The organism is Vulcaniibacterium gelatinicum (assembly GCF_008033445.1).
Classification (GTDB): domain Bacteria; phylum Pseudomonadota; class Gammaproteobacteria; order Xanthomonadales; family Xanthomonadaceae; genus Vulcaniibacterium_B; species Vulcaniibacterium_B gelatinicum.
The window spans coordinates 1-17,777 of the sequence record NZ_VNKO01000008.1 but is presented as its reverse complement, the minus strand read 5'-3'; the positions used below and the strand labels follow the sequence as shown (position 1 = coordinate 17,777).

Below are 17,777 nucleotides of genomic sequence, written 5' to 3'. Positions count from 1 at the left end.
GCATCCGCAACCGGAGAGTCTCCCTGTCAGGGCCGCCGCCACTGGCAGGTGCCCGGCCCGTCATCAGACCGCAGCCCCGGGTCATGGAAATGTGAATCGAGGCCGGGGCGTTTCTGGGCCTGAACGAGGGAGCCGGGGTGTTACTTACGGCCAGGCGCTCATGGCCCGGGGCGCAGGCAGCGGGCCAGGAACGTTTCGGTGGTGCGGTAGCGGTGCAGCAGGTCGGCGCCGGTCAGGCCGTGCTTGGCGCCGGGGTAGGTCATCAGTGCGAATGGCGTGCCGCGCTGCTGCAACGCGCTCATCAGCTTCGTGGAGTGGGTGAACAGCACGTTGTCGTCGGCCATGCCGTGGACCAGCAGCAGCGCGTCCGGGCGCAGCCCGTCCAGATGGGTGAACACGCTGGCCGCGCGGTAGCCGTCGGCATTGGCCTGCGGCAGGTGCATGTAGCGCTCGGTGTAGTGGGTGTCGTACAGCGCCCAGTCGGTGACCGGGGCGCCGGCCACGCCGCAGGCGTAGTCCTGCGGCGCCTTCGCCAGCAGCAGCAGGGTCATGTAGCCGCCGTTGGACCAGCCGTGCACGCCGATCCGCTGCGGATCCACCCACGGCTGCGCGCGCAGCCAGGCCACGCCCCGGCGCTGGTCGTCCACCTCCACCGTGCCCTGGCGGCGGTACAGCGCGCCGCCGAAGGCCGCGCCGCGTCGCGGCGTGCCGCGGTTGTCGAGAGAGAACACCACGTAGCCCTGCTGCGCCAGGTACTGGTTGAAGAAGTGGTCGGCGCGGCCGGGCCAGCTGTCGGTGACGGTCTGCGCCGCGGGACCGCCGTACACGTACACCACCACCGGGTAGCGCCGGGCCGGGTCGAAGCCGGGCGGCTTGATCAGGCTGTAGTGCAGCTCGGTGCGGCCGTCGGCGGCGGGCAGGGTGCCGAACTCGACCGGCCGGTGCGCGGCACGGTAGCGCGCGTACGGATGCGCCGGATCGTCCAGGCGGTTGTCCACCAGCGGCGCGAGCAGGCTGCCGTCGGCGCGGTGCAGGGTGATCTGCGGCGGCGTGCGCGTGTTCGACCAGCTGTCCACGTAGATCGCGGCATCGCGCGAGAACGTCGCCTCGTGCATGCCCGGCTCGCGGGTGAGCCGCTCGATCGCGCCGCCGGCGAGCGGCACCCGGTACAGGTGGCGTTCGCGCGGGGAGTCCTTCGCGGCGGTGAAGTACACCCAGCCCGCGGCCTCGTCCACCGCGGCCACCGCGTCCACTGCCCAGTCGCCGGCGGTGAGCGCGCGCAGGCGGCCGTCGCGTTCGACCAGGTACAGGTGCGCGAAACCGCTGCGCTCGCTGTTCCACAGCAGGCGGCCGTCGGCGAGGAAGCGCAGGTCGTCGTGCAGCGGCACCCAGGTGGTGCTGGTTTCGCTCACCAGCGTGCGCTGCACGCCGCTGTCGAGGTCCACCTCGATCAGCTCCAGCCGCTGCTGGTCGCGCGACTGGCGCTGGAAGGTCAGGTGCCGCGGATCGCGCCAGTCCACCCGCGCCAGGTAGATGTCCGGGTCGGGGCCGAGCGGGATCTCGCGGATCGCTGCCGCGGTCATGCGCGTCTGCAGCCGCACCTCCCGCGGCCCGGTGGCGGTCTCGATGCGGTGCGGCGTGGTCGGCACCGGCGCGCCGAGGGTGGAAAGGTCCGCCACGTGCAGGCCGATCCGCACGTTCGCCTCGCCTGCGGCCGGATAGCGCTGCGCCACCACCTCGGTGCGGTCGGGATAGACCTCGTAGCGCTTGCGCACCGTGACCCCGGATTCGTCAATGCGGGCGAAGGCGATCGCCGAATCGTCCGGCGCCCACCAGTAGCCGGTGTGGCGGCCCATCTCCTCGTCGGCGACGAACTCGGCCACGCCGTTGCCGACGGTCTCGCCGCCATCGTGGGTGAGCGGGTGCTGGCGGCCGCTGGCGAGCTCCACCACCCACAGGTTGCGGCCGCGGATGAAGCTGACGTAGCGGCCCTGCGGCGAGAACTTCGGATCGGTGGCGTACCCCTCGCCGTCGGTGAGCCGGCGCACCGCCTCGCGCCCGGGCTTCGACAGGTCGTACAGGTACAGCTCGCCGCCGAGCGGGAACAGCAGCGCGCGCCCGTCCGGCGCCCAGTGGTAGTCCACGATCCCGCGCAGCGCGGCGATACGCTGGCGCTCGCGGCGCGCCTTCTCCTCGTCGCTGAGCGTCTCCTCGCCGGGCTGCAGCACGGCCGAGTCCACCAGCCGCGCGGCCCGGGCGGTGGCGACGTCGAAGGCCCACAGGTCGAGCCGGTTGCGGTCCGTGTCCTTGCCGCGCAGGAAGGTCACCCGCGTGCCGTCGGGGGCGATCTTCGGCTTGACCAGGGTCGGGCCGGACAGCGGCGCCGGGCCGGTGATCGCTTCCAGGGTGAGCTTTTCGGCGCGGGCCGGGGCGAGGGCGGTGGCGAGGGTCATCAGTGCGAGCGGCAGCAGGTGGCGGAGCATGGACGCAAGATCCCGGAGCGGGGCCCGCAGTCTAGGCGCGGCACGGAGGCATCGTCACCACCGTCGCGCTTGGCAGCGCGGCGCCGCGTGGTTACCCTGCCGCGTCCCGTTCCTTCCCTGTCGAGTCCGCATGTCGTCGCAAGCCCTCCCGACCCCGTCGCCGGCCGCGGCCGCCAACGGCGCGCCGCGCCTCGGCCCGCTGCCGCACCTGATCTTCTCCTCGCGTTGGCTGCAGCTGCCGCTGTACCTGGGCCTGATCGTGGCCCAGGGCGTGTACGTGTTCCTGTTCCTGAAGGAGCTGTGGCACCTGATCCACGACGTGGGGTCGCTGAACGAGCAGGCGATCATGCTGATCGTGCTGGGCCTGATCGATGTGGTGATGATCTCCAACCTGCTGGTGATGGTGATCGTCGGCGGCTACGAGACCTTCGTCTCGCGCCTGCGCCTGGAGGGCCACCCGGACCAGCCGGAATGGCTCAGCCACGTGAATGCGAGCGTGCTCAAGGTGAAGCTGGCGATGGCGATCATCGGCATCTCCTCGATCCACCTGCTCAAGACCTTCATCGAGGCCGGTTCCCTGGGGCTGCCGCTGTGCGGCGCGGTGCCCGCGGGCGCGCCGTGCACCAAGGCCACCGCGAGCGGGGTGATGTGGCAGACGATCATCCACTGCGTGTTCATCCTCTCCGCGATCGGCATCGCCTGGACCGACCGGCTGGTGCTGCACGCGCCGAAGCCGAAGACGGCGCACTGACGCACGCAGCGATGGCCGTCGCGGTTGCGGCGGCGAAAACCGGCTAGAGTGGCCGGCCATGGGGTCGGTCGAGCTCACGCTCGCGGTGGTGCTCGGGCTCGCCGGAGGGGGGCTCGGCGGGTGGTGCCTGCGCGCGCGGCGGCGGCAGGGCAGGAACGAGGATGCCCGCGCCGTCGCCGCCGACGGGCGCGAGGTTGGCCGCGGCGTCCGGCAGGACATGGCCGAACTGGTCGAGGCGCGCGAGAAGCTGCGCGCGGCCGAGGCCCAGTACCGGTTCCTGTTCGAGCGCAACCCGATGCCGATGTGGGTGTGCGATCGCGCGAGCCTGCGTTTCCTCGCGGTCAACGATGCGACGCTCGTCCATTACGGGTACGGGCGCGAGGAGCTGCTGCGGATGACGCTGCTCGACATCCGTCCGCCCGAGGATGCCGCGCGGCTGCAGGAAATGATGCAGCGGCCGCCGCGCGAGCGCCCGCAGGGGCAGGTGTGGACCCATCTGCACAAGAGCGGGCGGGCCATGCGCATGGCGACCTTCGGCCACGAGATCGAGTTCGACGGTCGCCCCGCGCTGCTGGTCACGGCCCAGGACGTGACCGCGCGCGAGTACAACGAGGAGCGGTTCCGGCTGGTGGCGCGCGCCACCAGCGACGCGATCTACGACTACGACATCCTCGCCGCCACGATCTGGTGGAGCGACAACTTCTACGCCACCTTCGGTTACGCGCCGGGCGATCCGGTGGACATGATCGAAGGCTGGACCGAGGCGGTGCACCCGGACGACCGTGAGCGCGTCGCGGGCAGTCTCGAGCACGCGATCGCCTCCGGGGCCGAGTCGTGGCAGGAGCAGTATCGTTTCCGTTGCGCAGACGGCAGGTATCTCACCGTCCTCGACCGCGGCTTCGTGCTGCGCGACGCCACGGGCCGCGCGATCCGCATGGTCGGCGGCATGCTCGACATCAGCGAACGCCAGCACTACGAGGAACAGCTCGCCCACCGCGCCACCCACGACGAGCTGACCGGCCTGCCGAACCGGCAACTGCTGCAGGATCGCCTGCAGCAGGCGATCCGCAACGCCGAGCGCTACGGGCGCGAGGCCGGCGTGCTGTTCATCGACCTGGACGACTTCAAGCTGGTCAACGACAGCCTCGGCCACGGCGCCGGCGACCAGGTCCTGCGCGAGGTCGCCCGGCGCCTGCAGCGGGTGGTGCGCGAAACCGACACCGTCGGCCGCTTCGGCGGCGACGAGTTCGTGGTGGTGCTGACCGAGCAGACCGGGGACGACGGCATCGCCCAGGTGATCCGGCGCATCGTCCGGGCGCTGGCGGCGCCGATCATGGCGGCAGAGACGCCGCATACGCTGACCGCGAGCATCGGCTGGTGTCGCTACCCGCAGGCCGGACGCGATGCCGAAACCCTGCTGCGCCATGCCGACCTGGCCATGTACCAGGCCAAGCGCCAGGGCCGGAACCGGGCCGTGGCCTACCGTGCCGAATTCGACGCCGGCGTCTCGCAGCGGCTGCGGCTGGTGTCGGAGCTGCGGCGCGCGCTGGAGGCGCGCCAGTTCGTGTCGCTGTTCCAGCCGCTGTTCGACACCGATGGCCGGATCGTGGCGCTGGAGGCGCTGGTGCGCTGGCGGCATCCCGAACGCGGCCTGCTGCCGCCGGCGGAGTTCGTGGGCGTGTGCGAGGAGAGCGGGCTGATCGCCGAACTCGGCCGCCAGGTGCTGCGCGAGGCCGCCCGCCACCACCGCCTGCTGGCCGAGGCCGGCCTGGGGCCTCTGCGCCTCGGCGTCAACGTCTCCGCGGCGCAATTCGGCGACGAACTGGTGGCGGACGTGGCCGCGGTGGTGCGCGAATTCGCCCTGCCGCCGGGCACGCTCGAACTCGAGCTCACCGAAACCCTGCTCATGTCGCAGGCGGAGCGTGCGATCGAGCTGATGCAGCAGATCGTGGCGCTCGGCGTCACCATCGCGGTGGACGATTTCGGCACCGGCTATTCGAGTCTGAGCTACCTCAAGCGGTTCCCGATCCACCGGCTCAAGATCGACCGCAGCTTCGTCCAGGGCCTGGGGCGCGACGCAGATGACGAAGCGATCTGCGCGGCGATCGTCGGCCTGGCCGGAACGCTGGGCATCGGCACGGTGGCCGAAGGGGTGGAGACGGCGGAACAACAGGGCTGGCTGCGCGCGCACGGCGTGGACGAGATGCAGGGCTACCTGCTCGGCCGGCCGCAGGCGTTCGACGAACTGCTGCCGGAGCTGCGGCAGCGGGAGGCGACCGCAGCGATGGGCTTCCAGGAACCGGGTTGACAGCGACACCGAAAGGGAGTCCCCTGCCGGCGGGCCCCCGTCGTGCAGTCGCCCGCGTGCCTTCCGATGATTCGAGTACCGGGTCGACCTCCGCCGGGCAGCGCCTGCCGCCCTGGGTATGGGGCGCTGCCGTCGCGGTCCTGCTGCTCGAATGCTGCGCCCTGGCCATCTGGTGGAACGGGCGCGGCGGCGAAACCGCCACGGCCTGGGTCCACGCCTTCGTCCTCGTCGTCGCCGGCGGCGGTTCGGTGGGGACCGTGCTCGGCGCCTGGCTGCTGCGGCACGCGCACCGGCAGCGGCAGGCGATCCGCCGGCTCGAGCGCGAGCGCGACCACGCCCGGGGCGTGAGCGCGGTGCGCCTGCGCCAGGTGCAGGCGGCGGCCGCGATCGGCGAGTGGGACTGGGACCTCGAGGCCGGCACGATCGCCTGGTCGGAGGAGATGTTCCGCATCTACGGCTGCGACCCGGCCACGTTCCGGCCGGACCCGGAGACGGTCTTCGCCTGCATCCACCCCGACGACCGGGACCGGGTGCGCGGCTTTGCGCGCGCGCTGACCGAGACCGGCGAGCCCTGCCATGCCGAATTCCGCATCGTCCGGCCGGACGGCAGCGTGCGGATGGTGGACGCGCGCGGCGTGCTGCAGCGCGATGCGGCCGGGCGGCCGTGCATCCGCAGTCTGCAGCAGGACATCACCGAGCGGGCGCTGGCCGAAGAGCGCTTCCGGCTGGTCGCGCGCGCCGCGAGCGAGGGCATCTGGGACTGGGATCTGGCCAGCGACCGGATCTGGCGCAGCGACGGGTTCTTCGCCCGCTTCGGCTACCGCGAGGACGAGATCACGCCGGACCATGCCGGATGGCGCCAGTGCGTGCATCCGGACGACCGCATCGAGGTCGAGTCCACGCTCGCCGCGGCCCTGCTGCCCACCGGCCCGGACCAGTGGCAGGCGCGCTACCGCTTCCGCCACGGCGACGGCAGCTGGCGCGACGTGCTCGACCACGGCTTCGTGCTGCGCGACGGCCGCCGCCGCACGGTGCGGGTGGTCGGCAGCATGCTCGACGTCACCGAGCGCAACCGCGCCGAGGCCGAGCTGCACCTGCTGCAGCGCATGGTCGAATCCTCGGTCACCGGCATCGTGATCGCCGACGCTTCGGCACCCGACCTGCCGATCGTGTACGTCAACCCCGCGTTCGAGCGCATCACCGGCTACCGCGCCGCGGAAGCGCTCGGCCGCAACTGCCGGTTCCTGCAGGACGAGCCGCGCGACGAGGCCGCGCTGGCCGCGATCCGCAGCGCGCTGCGCGAGGCGCGCCCGGCGCAGGTGGTGCTGCGCAACCGGCGCCGGGACGGCAGCCACTTCTGGAACGAGCTCACCATCTCGCCGGTGCACGACGCCGCCGGCCGGGTCACCCACTTCGTCGGCGTGCAGAACGACGTCACCGCCCGCTACCAGCTCGAGTCGCAGCTTGCCTACGCGGTCAGCCACGATCCGCTGACCGCGCTGCCGAACCGCGCCGCGCTGCACGAACACCTGACACGGCTGGCGGCCGATCCCGCGCTGGAGCCGGGCAGCGCGGCGCTGCTGTTCCTGGACCTGGACCATTTCAAGCTGATCAACGAGGGCATCGGCCATGCCGCCGGCGACATGGTGTTGCTGGAAGTGGCGCACCGCCTGCGCGCGGTGACCCGCGCCGGTGATCTGATCGCACGCTTCGGCGGCGACGAGTTCGTGGCCGTGCTGCTGCCGCGGCCGGGCGGCCACCTGGACGTGGAGGCCGTGCTGCGGCGCATCGGTGCCGCGCTGCAGCCGCCGATCATGCTCGGCGGCGGTGCGCACCAGATCACCGCCAGCATCGGCCATGTGCCGTTCCCCGACGGCAGCCGCCGCCCCGAGTCCCTGCTCACCTGCGCCGAGCTGGCGATGTACCAGGCCAAGCAGCTGGGCCGGAACCGTGCGGTCGCCTACGACCCGCGTTTCGACACCGACGTCTCGCGCCGCCTGACCTTGCTCTCGCAGATCCGCGAGGCGCTGCGGCTGGAACAGTTCGAACTCCACTTCCAGCCGGTGGTGTCGGCCGGCGACGGCGCGCTGCGCGGGCTGGAGGCGCTGCTGCGCTGGCGCCATCCCGAGCGCGGCCTGCTCGCGCCGGGCGAGTTCATCGGCGAATGCGAGCACAGCGGGCTGATCGTGCCGCTGGGGCGCTGGATCCTGCTCGAGGCCGCGCGCGTCGCGGCCGAATTGCGCCAGGACGGGCGGCTGCCGCCGGAGGTGCGCCTGTCGGTGAACGTGTCCGCGCTGCAACTGCAGCCGAGCCTGCTCGAGGACGTGGCCGAGGCGGTGCGCCAGCCCGGCTTCGCGCCGGAACAACTGGAGCTGGAACTGACCGAGAGTTCGCTGGTGGACAACCCCGAACAGGCGATCGAGGTCATGCGCGGCCTGCGCGAACTGGGCGTGCAGATCGCGATTGACGACTTCGGCACCGGCTACTCGAGCCTGGCCTACCTCAAGCGGCTGCCGATCACGCGCCTGAAGATCGACCGCAGCTTCGTCGCCGGCCTGCCGGACGAGGCGGAGGACATGGAGATCTGCCGCTCGATCCTGCGCCTGGCCGGCTCGCTCGCGCTGGGTTCGGTGGCCGAGGGCGTGGAGTCGCCGCAGCAGCGGGCATGGCTGGCCGCCGAGGGCTGCGAGGACGTGCAGGGATACCTGTTCGCGCGGCCGATGCCGCTGCAGGCGCTGGCCGCCTGGCTGGACGCGCGCCGCACCTGAACGCGGCGGCCGCCGCGTACACTTGGCGCGATGGATGTCTCGCACCTGCTCGACGCGCTGAACCCGGCCCAGCGCGAGGCCGTCAGCGCCGAACCCGGCCACTACCTCGTCCTCGCCGGCGCCGGTTCCGGCAAGACCCGCGTGCTCACCCACCGCATCGCCTGGCTGCACGAGGTGTTCGGCGTGCCCGCGCACGGGATCCTCGCGGTCACCTTCACCAACAAGGCCGCCGGCGAGATGCGCGCGCGCATCGCCGCGCAGCTCGGCCACGACGTGCGTGGGATGTGGATCGGCACCTTCCACGGCCTGGCGCACCGGCTGCTGCGCCTGCACTGGCAGGAGGCGCGGCTGCCGGAGGGCTTCCAGGTGCTCGACGCCGACGACCAGCAGCGCCTGGTCAAGCGCGTGGTGCAGCAGCTCGAGCTCGACGAGGCCCGCTTCCCGCCGCGCCAGGTGACATGGTGGATCAACGCGCAGAAGGACGAGGGCCGCGGCCCGCAGCACCTGCAGCCCGGCGACGACTGGTTCCTCGACGGCATGCGCCGCTGCTACGCCGCCTACCAGGAGCGCTGCGACCGCGCCGGGCTGGTGGACTTCGCCGAGCTGCTGCTGCGCGCGCACGAGCTGCTGCGCGACACCCCGGCGCTGCTCGCCCACTACCGGCACCGCTTCGGCGAGATCCTGGTGGACGAGTTCCAGGACACCAACGCGATCCAGTACGGCTTCGTGCGCCTGCTCGCCGGCGAGGGCGGGCACGTGTTCGTGGTCGGCGACGACGACCAGGCGATCTACGGCTGGCGCGGGGCGAAGGTCGAGAACGTGCAGCGCTTCCTCGAGGACTTCCCGGGCGCGCGCACGTTGCGGCTGGAGCAGAACTACCGTTCCACCGGCACCATCCTCGCCGCCGCCAACGCGGTGATCGCGCACAACCCCGACCGGCTCGGCAAGCGCCTGTGGACCGAGGCCGGCGAGGGCGAGCCGGTGGACCTGTACGCCGCCTACAACGAGGTGGACGAGGCCCGCTACGTGGTCGAGCGCATCGCGCAGTGGGTGCGCGAGGGCGGCAGCTACGGCGAGTGCGCGGTGCTGTACCGCAGCAACGCCCAGTCGCGGGTGTTCGAGGAGGCGCTGCTGGCCGAGCAGATCCCGTACCGGGTGTACGGCGGGGTGCGCTTCTTCGAGCGCATGGAGGTCAAGGACACGCTGGCCTACCTGCGCCTGGTCGCGTTCCGCGACGACGACGCGGCGTTCGAGCGCGCGGTCAACACGCCGGCGCGCGGGATCGGCGAGCGCACCCTGGACGAGGTGCGCCGCGCCGCGCGCCAGGACGGCAGCTCGCTGTGGGCCGCGGCGGCGCGGCTGGCCGCCGGCACCGGGCTCGCGGCGCGCGCGCGCAACGCCCTGGCCGGGTTCCTGGCGCTGGTGGACGCGCTCGCCGCCGAGACCGCGGCGCTGCCGCTGCCGGAGAAGATCGACCACGTGCTGGCCCGCTCCGGCCTGCGCGCGCACTACGAGAACGAATCGCGCGGCCAGGCCGAGGCGCGCACCGAGAACCTCGACGAACTGGTCTCGGTCGCCTCGCGCTTCGTCCGTGCCGACGCCGAGGACGAGGCCGCCGCCGGCGAGCTGGTCGCGTTCCTGAGCTACGCCGCGCTCGAGGCCGGCGAGGGCCAGGTCCAGGCCGGCGAGGAGGGCGTGCAGCTGATGACCCTGCACAGCGCCAAGGGCCTGGAGTTCCCGCTGGTGTTCCTGGCCGGGCTCGAGGAAGGCCTGTTCCCCAACGCGCGCTCGGCCGAGGAGCCGGGGCGGATGGAGGAGGAACGGCGCCTGGCCTACGTCGGCATCACCCGCGCGCGGCGCAAGCTCGTGCTCAGCTACGCCGAGACCCGCCGCATCCACGGCGCCGACATGTACGGCGTGCCCTCGCGCTTCCTGCGCGAGATCCCGGCCGCGCTGCTGCACGAGGTGCGGCCGCGGCCGCAGGCGGCGCGCCCGTACGCGCCGCAGCCGCGGCGCGGCACCGTCACCGCCGCGCTGGAGCCGCCGCCGATCCGGCTCGGCAGCAACGTCCGCCATCCCACCTTCGGCACCGGCGTGGTCACCGACGTCGAGGGCAGCGGCGCGCACGCGCGGGTGCAGGTCAACTTCGACACCGCCGGCAGCAAGTGGCTGGTGCTGGCCTACGCCCACCTGCAGCCGGCCTGACGACCCCGCGGCGCCGGCCTCACCAGCGGTAGATCTGGTAGTACACCGGCGAGACGTTGCCCTCGCCCTTGCTGCTGTCGAGGCGGCCGTCGCCGTTGCTGTCGATCAGCCAGAAGGTCGGCCCGCGCGCGGGCACCACCTTGACCATGCGCAGCAGGCCGCCGACGCGGTATTCGGTGATCACGTCGCCGTTGGCCTCGGTGCGGGTGGTGGCGACCGCATCGGCAGGCACGGCGGGCTCGCCGCCCGGGGTGGCGCAGCCGGCCAGGGCCAGGGCCAGCGCGGCGGTCAGGATCCGGATCATGGGCGATCTCCGCAGGGCACGCCGGCATTATGCGCCGCCGGCGCCGCGCGTGCCGCGCAGAGCGTGCCGCGTAGAATGGGCCGATGCGCCGCCGCGTCCTGATCGACGGATCGTCCTACCTCTACCGCGCGTTCCACGCGCTCCCGCCGCTGTCCAACGCCGCCGGCGAACCCACCGGCGCGCTGTTCGGCGTGCTCAACATGCTGCGCGCGCACCTGAAGGAGCAGCCGGAGGAGATCGCGTTCGTGGTGGACGCGCCCGGGCCCACCTTCCGCGAGGAGCTCTACCCCGCGTACAAGGCCAACCGGCCGCCGATGCCCGACGAGCTGCGCGCGCAGGTCGAGCCGATGCTGCAGCTGGTCGCGGCGCTCGGCATCCCGATCCTGCGCGTCCCGGGGGTGGAGGCCGACGACGTGATCGGCACCCTCGCGCTGCAGGCGGCGCAGGCGGGCGATGCGGTCACCATCTCCACCGGCGACAAGGATTTCGCCCAGCTCGTGCGCCGCTACGACAACGGCGGCCACATCCGCCTGGTCAACACCATGAGCGGCAGCGTGCTCGACGGCGACGCGGCGGTGCAGGAGAAGTTCGGCGTCACGCCCGACCGGTTCGTGGACTACCTGGCCTTGATGGGCGATGCGGTGGACAACGTGCCCGGGGTGGAGAAGTGCGGGCCCAAGACCGCGGCCAAGTGGCTGGCCGAGTACGGTTCGCTGGAAGGGGTGATCGCCCACGCCGGCGAGGTCAAGGGCAAGCTCGGCGAATACCTGCGCGCGGCGCTGCCGCGGCTGCCGCTCAACCGCAACCTGCTCACCATCCGCACCGACGTGCCGCTGGACCTGGCCGAGGGCGCGCTGGCGCTGCGCGAACGCGACACGCAGGCGCTGCGCGCGCTGTACACCCGCTACGGCTTCAACCAGGCGCTGCGCGAACTCGACGGCGCCGCGCCGGCCTCGCCCGAGGTCGCGCGCGAGGCGCCGCCGTCCATGCGCGGCACCGCCGCTGGCCACGCCCGCGCCGGCGCGCCGGAGCCGGCCCCGGATCCGGCGTTGGCGGCGCCGGGCGAGTACGAATGCGTGACCACCCCGGCGCAGCTCGAGGCCTGGCTCGAACGCCTGCGCGCGGCCGAACTGATCGCCTTCGACACCGAGACCGACGGCCTGGATCCGCTGCGCGCCAGCCTGGTCGGGATCAGCCTGGCGGTCGAGCCCGGCCGCGCGGCCTACCTCCCGCTCGCCCACGCCGCGCCCGGCCGGACCCAGCTGCCGCGCGAGCAGGTGCTGGCGGCGCTGCGCCCGCTGCTCGAGGACCCGGGCAAGCCCAAGCTCGGCCAGCACGGCAAGTTCGACCTGCACGTGCTGCGCCGCCATGGCGTGGCGGTGGCCGGCTACGCCCACGACACGATGCTCGAGAGCTTCGTCTGGAACGCCACCGCCACCCGCCATGACATGGACTCGCTGGCGCAGCGCTACCTCGGCTACACCACGGTCAAGTACGAGGACGTGGCCGGCAAGGGCGCCAGGCAGATCCCGTTCTCGCAGGTCGCGCTCGAGGACGCCACCCGCTACGCCGCCGAGGACGCCGACGTCACCCTGCGCCTGCACCGCGCCCTGTCCCCGCGCCTGCAGGCCGAGCCGGCGCTGCGGCGGGTGTACGAGGAGATCGAGATGCCGCTGGTGCCGGTACTGGCGCGGATGGAGGCGGCCGGCGTGCTGGTGGACGCGGCCGAGCTGCGCCGGCAGTCGGCCGACCTCGGCCGGCGCATGCTCGCCGCGCAGCAGCGCGCGCACGAGCTGGCCGGGCGCGGCTTCAACCTCGATTCGCCGAAGCAGGTGGCGGCGCTGCTGTACGACGAGCTGGGCCTGCCGGCGCTGGTGCGGACCCCGGGCGGGCAGCCGAGCGCGAACGAGGAGGCGCTGGAGGCGATCGCCGACCAGCACGAGCTGCCGCGGGTGATCCTGGAATACCGCGGCCTGGCCAAGCTGCGCAGCACCTACACCGACAAGCTGCCGGAGATGGTCAACCCCGAGACCGGCCGCGTGCACACCAGCTACCACCAGGCCGGCGCCGCCACCGGACGGCTGTCCTCGAACGATCCGAACCTGCAGAACATCCCGATCCGCACCGAGGACGGGCGCCGCATCCGCACCGCGTTCGTGGCCCCGCCCGGGCGCGTGCTGGTGGCCTGCGACTACTCGCAGATCGAGCTGCGGATCATGGCCCACCTGTCGCAGGACCCGGGCCTGCTGCGCGCGTTCGAGGCCGGCGCCGACATCCACCGCGCCACCGCCGCCGAGGTGTTCGGCAAGCCGATGGACGCGGTCACCGCCAACGAGCGCCGCGCCGCCAAGGCGATCAACTTCGGCCTGATGTACGGCATGAGCGCGTTCGGCCTGGCGCGCCAGCTCGGCATTCCGCGCGGCCAGGCGCAGGACTACATCGCCCTGTACTTTTCCCGCTACCCCGGCGTGCGCGACTACATGGAGCGCACCCGCGAGCAGGCGCGCGAACGGGGCTACGTGGAGACCGTGTTCGGCCGCCGCCTGCACCTTCCGAACATCCGCGCCCGCAACCAGGCCCTGCGCGCGGCCGCCGAGCGCGCCGCGATCAACGCGCCGATGCAGGGCACCGCGGCCGACATCATCAAGCGCGCGATGATCGCGATCGACGCCTGGCTGCAGGCGCAGGCCGGGCGCGCGGCGATGCTGCTGCAGGTGCACGACGAGCTGGTGTTCGAGTGCGAGGCCGGCTTCGCCGACACCCTGATCGCCGCCGCGCGTGAACGCATGGCCGGCGCGGCCGCGCTGCGCGTGCCGCTGGTGGTGGACTGCGGCGTGGGCGCGAACTGGGACCAGGCGCACTGAACAGGGGCCTGTGCGCAAATTTGCATGAATCGCCCCTGAATCCGGCCCGCGCGCGGGCCCGCGCCTTCACGAACTATCCATGTTCGGAATGGTCAGATTGCACGCGACAGATGCAACGTCTGTCGCACGTGATCATCTCCCTCCCCTGGAGTGATCCACCCGGAACGGAAGACTCCTCCCCAAGTCCCGTTCCCCGGCCCCGTCGGTCCCCCCCTAACCGACGGGGCTTTTTATTGCCCGCCGTTCAGCCGGCCAGCTCGTGCAGCCAGTCGCGCGGGCGCAGGTAGTCGGCCAGGCGTGCCTCGGCGCTGCCGGGCGCCGGCGCGTAGCCGTACTCCCAGCGCACCAGCGGCGGCAGGCTCATCAGGATGGACTCGGTGCGGCCGCCGGACTGCAGCCCGAACAGGGTGCCGCGGTCCCAGACCAGGTTGAACTCGACGTAGCGCCCGCGCCGGTAGAGCTGGAACTGGCGTTCGCGCTCGCCATAGGGCGCGGCCTTGCGGCGCTCCACGATCGGCAGATACGCGTCGAGGAAGCCCTCGCCGACCGCGCGCAGGTAGCCGAAGTCGCGGTCGAAGTCCTCGTGCAGGTCGTCGAAGAACAGCCCGCCCACGCCGCGGGTCTCGCCGCGGTGCCTGAGGAAGAAGTACTCGTCGCACCAGCGCTTGTGCGCGTCGTAGCGCGCCTGGCCGCCGAACGGCGCGCACACCGCGCGCGCGGTGCGGTGCCAGTGCAGGATGTCCTCGTCGAAGGGGTAGAACGGGGTGAGGTCGAACCCGCCGCCGAACCACCAGGCCACGGTCGCGCCGTCGCGCATGGCGCGGAAGTGGCGCACGTTCATGTGCGTGGTGGGCAGGTAGGGGTTGCGCGGGTGGAACACCAGCGACACGCCGGCCGCGCGCCACGAGGCGCCGGCCAGCTCCGGCCGCGCCGCGCTGGCCGAGGGCGGCAGCCGCTCGCCCGAGACGTCGGAGAAGCCGATCCCGGCCTGCTCGAACACCGCGCCCTCGCGCAGCACGCGGGTGCGCCCGCCGCCGCCCTCGGGGCGCGTCCACGGGTCCTCGATGAAGCGCGCGCCGCCGTCGGCGGCCTCGATCGCGGTGCAGATGCGGTCCTGCAGCCCGGTCAGCCAGGTGCGGACGCGGTCGAATTCGTCGTGCTCGGTCATCGCCGCATTCTAGCGGCGGGGCCTGCGCGGCCCGGAGGGCTCAGGCCGGCGGCCCGCCCTCCAGCACCAGCCGCGCCAGCGCCGCGTCGCCCTGCGCCACCAGTTGCGCATGGCTGCGCTGGAAGCCGGTCAGCACCATCGCCTCGCCGATGCACCATTCGCGCTCCTGCGGGGTGAGGGTGCGCTGGCCCTCGGCCACCGCGAGCAGGGTGGTGCGGGTGGGGGCGTAGCTGGCCTCGGCGGTGGGCGCGGGCTTGGGCAGGCCGCCGCCCTGTGAGGCGGCCTGCAGCAGCAGCTGCAGGCGCTCCTGGGCCAGGTCGGCCTCGGTGCGGCCGACGGTGTCGGGCAGCGGCACCGCGGTCGCCAGCGCGGTGCGCAGCGCGGCCAGCTCGGCAGCGGTGCGGGCCAGCGCCGCTTCGCGTTCGGCCAGGCGCGCCTGCAGGGTCTGGATCTCGTCGGCGGGATCGTCGAGCACCTCGACGTCGAGTCGCGCCAGTACCTTCTCCGACAGCTTCGCGTAGAGGTCCGGATGGGTGTGGCGCAGTTCGCGCGCCACACTCTGCCAGGCGTAGGCCACCCGCTGCGCGGTGGGCGTCTCGGCCTCGGCGGGCGGCGGCTCGGCCGCGCGCGTTCCGGCCTGGCCGAGGGCGATGATGGTGTCGTCGAGCAGCTCGCGCAGCGGGGTCTGCTCGAATTTCGGATCGGCCTTGCGCAGCGCGGCGCGGACGTCGAGCAGCAGGTTGCGGATTTCCTTCATGACGACCCCCTGTGCCTCCCCCAACGCAGTCCGGGCCCGCGGCCAGACAGGCCGCGGCAGGCACAGCATCGCTCCGGCCGGCCGCGCCGGCCAGAGCGGGCCGTCTCAATCCTGCTTCAGCGTGCGCTCGAACAGCTCGTAGATGCGCCGGTACTGGTCGTACCAGGCGTCGGCATGGGCGTAGGCGTGGCGCTCGAGCGGGTAGCCCGCCAGCTCCCACTTGTCCTTGCGCAGCTCGATCAGGCGCTGGGCCAGCACCACCGAATCGCGGAAGAACACGTTGTCGTCCATCATCCCGTGCGCGATCAGCAGGTGGTCCTGCAGGCGGTCGGCGTATTCGATCGGCGAGCTGCGCTTGTACGCCTCCGGGTCGAGCTCGGGCGTGTTGAGGATGTTGGACGTGTACTCGTGGTTGTACTGCGACCAGTCGGTGACCGGGCGCAGCGCGGCGCCGGCCTTGAACACGCCCGGCTGGCGGAACAGGGCCATGAAGGTCATGAAGCCGCCGTAGGAGCCGCCGTAGATGCCGGCGCGGTCGCGGTCGCCCTGGCGGTGCGCGACCAGCCATTCCAGGCCGTCGAGGTAATCCTCGAGCTCGGGGTGGCCCATCTGCCGGTAGATCGCCGTGCGCCAGTCGCGGCCGTAGCCCTCGGAGGCGCGGTAGTCGAGGTCGAGCACGAGGTAGCCGCGCTGCACCAGCAGGTTGTGGAACATCTGCTCGCGGAAATAGGTCGGCCAGCGGTCGTGCACGTTCTGCAGGTAGCCGGCGCCGTGCACGAACAGCACGATCGGGTATTTGCGGCCCGGTTCGAGGGTCTTCGGGCCGTAGTACTTGCCCCAGATCGTGCCGGCGCCATGCCGGCTGGGGATCTGCACATATTCGGGTTCGAGCCAGTCGAAGGCGCGGAACTCGGCGCTGCGGGTGTCGGTGAGCTCGCGCAGGCCCTCGCCGTCGGCGCCCAGCACCGCCAGCTGCGGCGGCAGGTAGCTGTCGGAGTGGCGCACCAGGAGCCTGGTGCCGTCGGGCGAGAGCACGAAGTCCTCCACGCCATCGAGCGCGGTGACCTCGCGCACCGGCCCGCCGTCGCGGTCCACGCGGCACACCTCGTAGTCGCCCGGCCAGGCGCGGTTGCACAGGAAGTAGAAGCGGCGCCCGTCGCGCGAGAGCTGCGGCGCGGACACCTCCCACTGGCCCGAGGTCAGCGCGCGCGGGGCGCGCCCGGCTTCGCTCAGGTACAGGTGCGACCAGCCGCTCTGCTCGGACAGGAACCACAGCGCGCCGTCGGGGGTCCAGCCGAAATCGTTGAAGTTCCAGTTGATCCAGGCCGGATCGGTGAGGCGGTGGCGCGGCTCCAGCTTCGCATTGGCCAGGTCCACGCTGGCGAGCCAGCGGTCCTTGTTGTCCACCGCGCGCACCAGCACCGCCACCTGGCGGGCGTCGTCGCTCCAGGCGATCGCCGGGCCGGTGCCGTCGCCGTCGGTCTCGATCCGCACCGGGCGGTTGCCCTTCAGCGGTTCCTGCTTCGCCGCCTTGCGCAATGCGGCGAGCGGGTCGTCCTGGATCCCGGGCAGCACGTCGAACTTCAGCTCGCGCGCCGAGGCGCCGGCCACGTCCACCAGCCACAGCCGGTGCGGCGGCGGCGGGTTGCGGCCCACCCGCGTGCGCACCTCCTCGAACTCCTCGTAGCCCGATTCGGTCACGTACTTGGGCATCTTGCCCTTCTGCCCGGCGTCGGCGCCCTTGGCGGTGGTCACCACCAGCAGCCAGCGCCCGTCGGGCGAGAGCGCGCTGTCGGCGATCTCCACCTCGTCGCCCAGGTACACCGGCGCCGGCGCGCGGGTCGGGTCGCTCCGCAGCCACGCCAGCTCCTGCGCGCGCGCTGCCTCGCGTTGGGCCTTGTCGTCCTGCAGCGTGCGCACCAGCCGCAGCTGGCGCTCGCGCAGGTCGTCGGGCTTGGGCGGCGCGGCCGGATCCTTCTCCGCCTTCACGTTCGCCGCCTGCATCACCTGGCGGCCGTCCCAGCGGAACCACTCGTTGCCGGCGCGCCACACCAGCCCGCCGTCGCGGCCCCACTGCGGGCGCGACTCCTGCGCCTCGGTGCGGGTGAGCTGGCTCAGCGCGCCGCTGCGCAGGTCGCGCACGAACACGTCGCCGTTGCGGACGAAGGC

At 72.6% G+C, this 17,777-nt stretch carries 10 protein-coding genes; 5 read left to right on the top strand and 5 right to left on the bottom strand.

Features of this window, described 5'->3' with window-relative positions; translation table 11 throughout:
- Positions 1–158: 158 nt before the first annotated feature.
- Entirely contained in the window at positions 159–2,483 is a 2,325-nt protein-coding gene (locus FPV26_RS06380; protein ID WP_147652886.1) for a S9 family peptidase, read from the bottom strand.
- 130 nt (positions 2,484–2,613) lie between these two features.
- Between FPV26_RS06380 and FPV26_RS06375 the strand changes: the two genes are divergently transcribed.
- Genes FPV26_RS06375 through uvrD form a run of 4 tightly spaced genes read left to right on the top strand, consistent with a single transcriptional unit; the run spans position 2,614 to position 10,515 of the window.
- On the top strand, positions 2,614–3,234 hold the full coding sequence (locus FPV26_RS06375) for a TIGR00645 family protein (RefSeq protein ID WP_147652885.1): 621 nt from the start codon (positions 2,614–2,616) through the stop codon (positions 3,232–3,234).
- A gap of 58 nt (positions 3,235–3,292) precedes the next feature.
- Positions 3,293–5,542: a putative bifunctional diguanylate cyclase/phosphodiesterase gene (locus FPV26_RS06370; RefSeq protein WP_147652884.1), complete on the top strand. Its 2,250-nt coding sequence runs from the start codon at positions 3,293–3,295 to the stop codon at positions 5,540–5,542.
- Positions 5,543–5,598: 56 nt separating this feature from the next.
- Positions 5,599–8,310 (top strand): sensor domain-containing protein, encoded by a 2,712-nt coding sequence (locus FPV26_RS06365; protein ID WP_147652883.1) that lies wholly within the window; start codon positions 5,599–5,601, stop codon positions 8,308–8,310.
- 30 nt (positions 8,311–8,340) lie between these two features.
- Positions 8,341–10,515 (top strand): DNA helicase II, encoded by a 2,175-nt coding sequence (gene uvrD, locus FPV26_RS06360; protein WP_147652882.1) that lies wholly within the window; start codon positions 8,341–8,343, stop codon positions 10,513–10,515.
- Between the two features lie 19 nt (positions 10,516–10,534).
- Here uvrD and FPV26_RS06355 read toward each other — a convergent pair whose 3' ends face one another.
- Positions 10,535–10,819: a DUF2782 domain-containing protein gene (locus tag FPV26_RS06355; RefSeq protein ID WP_147652881.1), complete on the bottom strand. Its 285-nt coding sequence runs from the start codon at positions 10,817–10,819 to the stop codon at positions 10,535–10,537.
- An 83-nt stretch (positions 10,820–10,902) separates the two neighbouring features.
- Between FPV26_RS06355 and polA the strand changes: the two genes are divergently transcribed.
- A complete protein-coding gene (gene polA / locus FPV26_RS06350; RefSeq protein WP_147652880.1) occupies positions 10,903–13,683 on the top strand; it encodes a DNA polymerase I in 2,781 nt (926 codons plus the stop codon).
- Positions 13,684–13,927: 244 nt separating this feature from the next.
- Here polA and hemF read toward each other — a convergent pair whose 3' ends face one another.
- The 3 genes from hemF to FPV26_RS06335 form a co-directional block, all read right to left on the bottom strand.
- On the bottom strand, positions 13,928–14,851 hold the full coding sequence (gene hemF / locus FPV26_RS06345; RefSeq protein ID WP_147652879.1) for an oxygen-dependent coproporphyrinogen oxidase: 924 nt from the start codon (positions 14,849–14,851) through the stop codon (positions 13,928–13,930).
- A 40-nt stretch (positions 14,852–14,891) separates the two neighbouring features.
- Positions 14,892–15,608: a hypothetical protein gene (locus FPV26_RS06340; protein WP_147652878.1), complete on the bottom strand. Its 717-nt coding sequence runs from the start codon at positions 15,606–15,608 to the stop codon at positions 14,892–14,894.
- Positions 15,609–15,713: 105 nt separating this feature from the next.
- On the bottom strand, positions 15,714–17,777 hold a 2,064-nt coding region (locus FPV26_RS06335), incomplete at its 5' end, for a S9 family peptidase (RefSeq protein WP_147652877.1).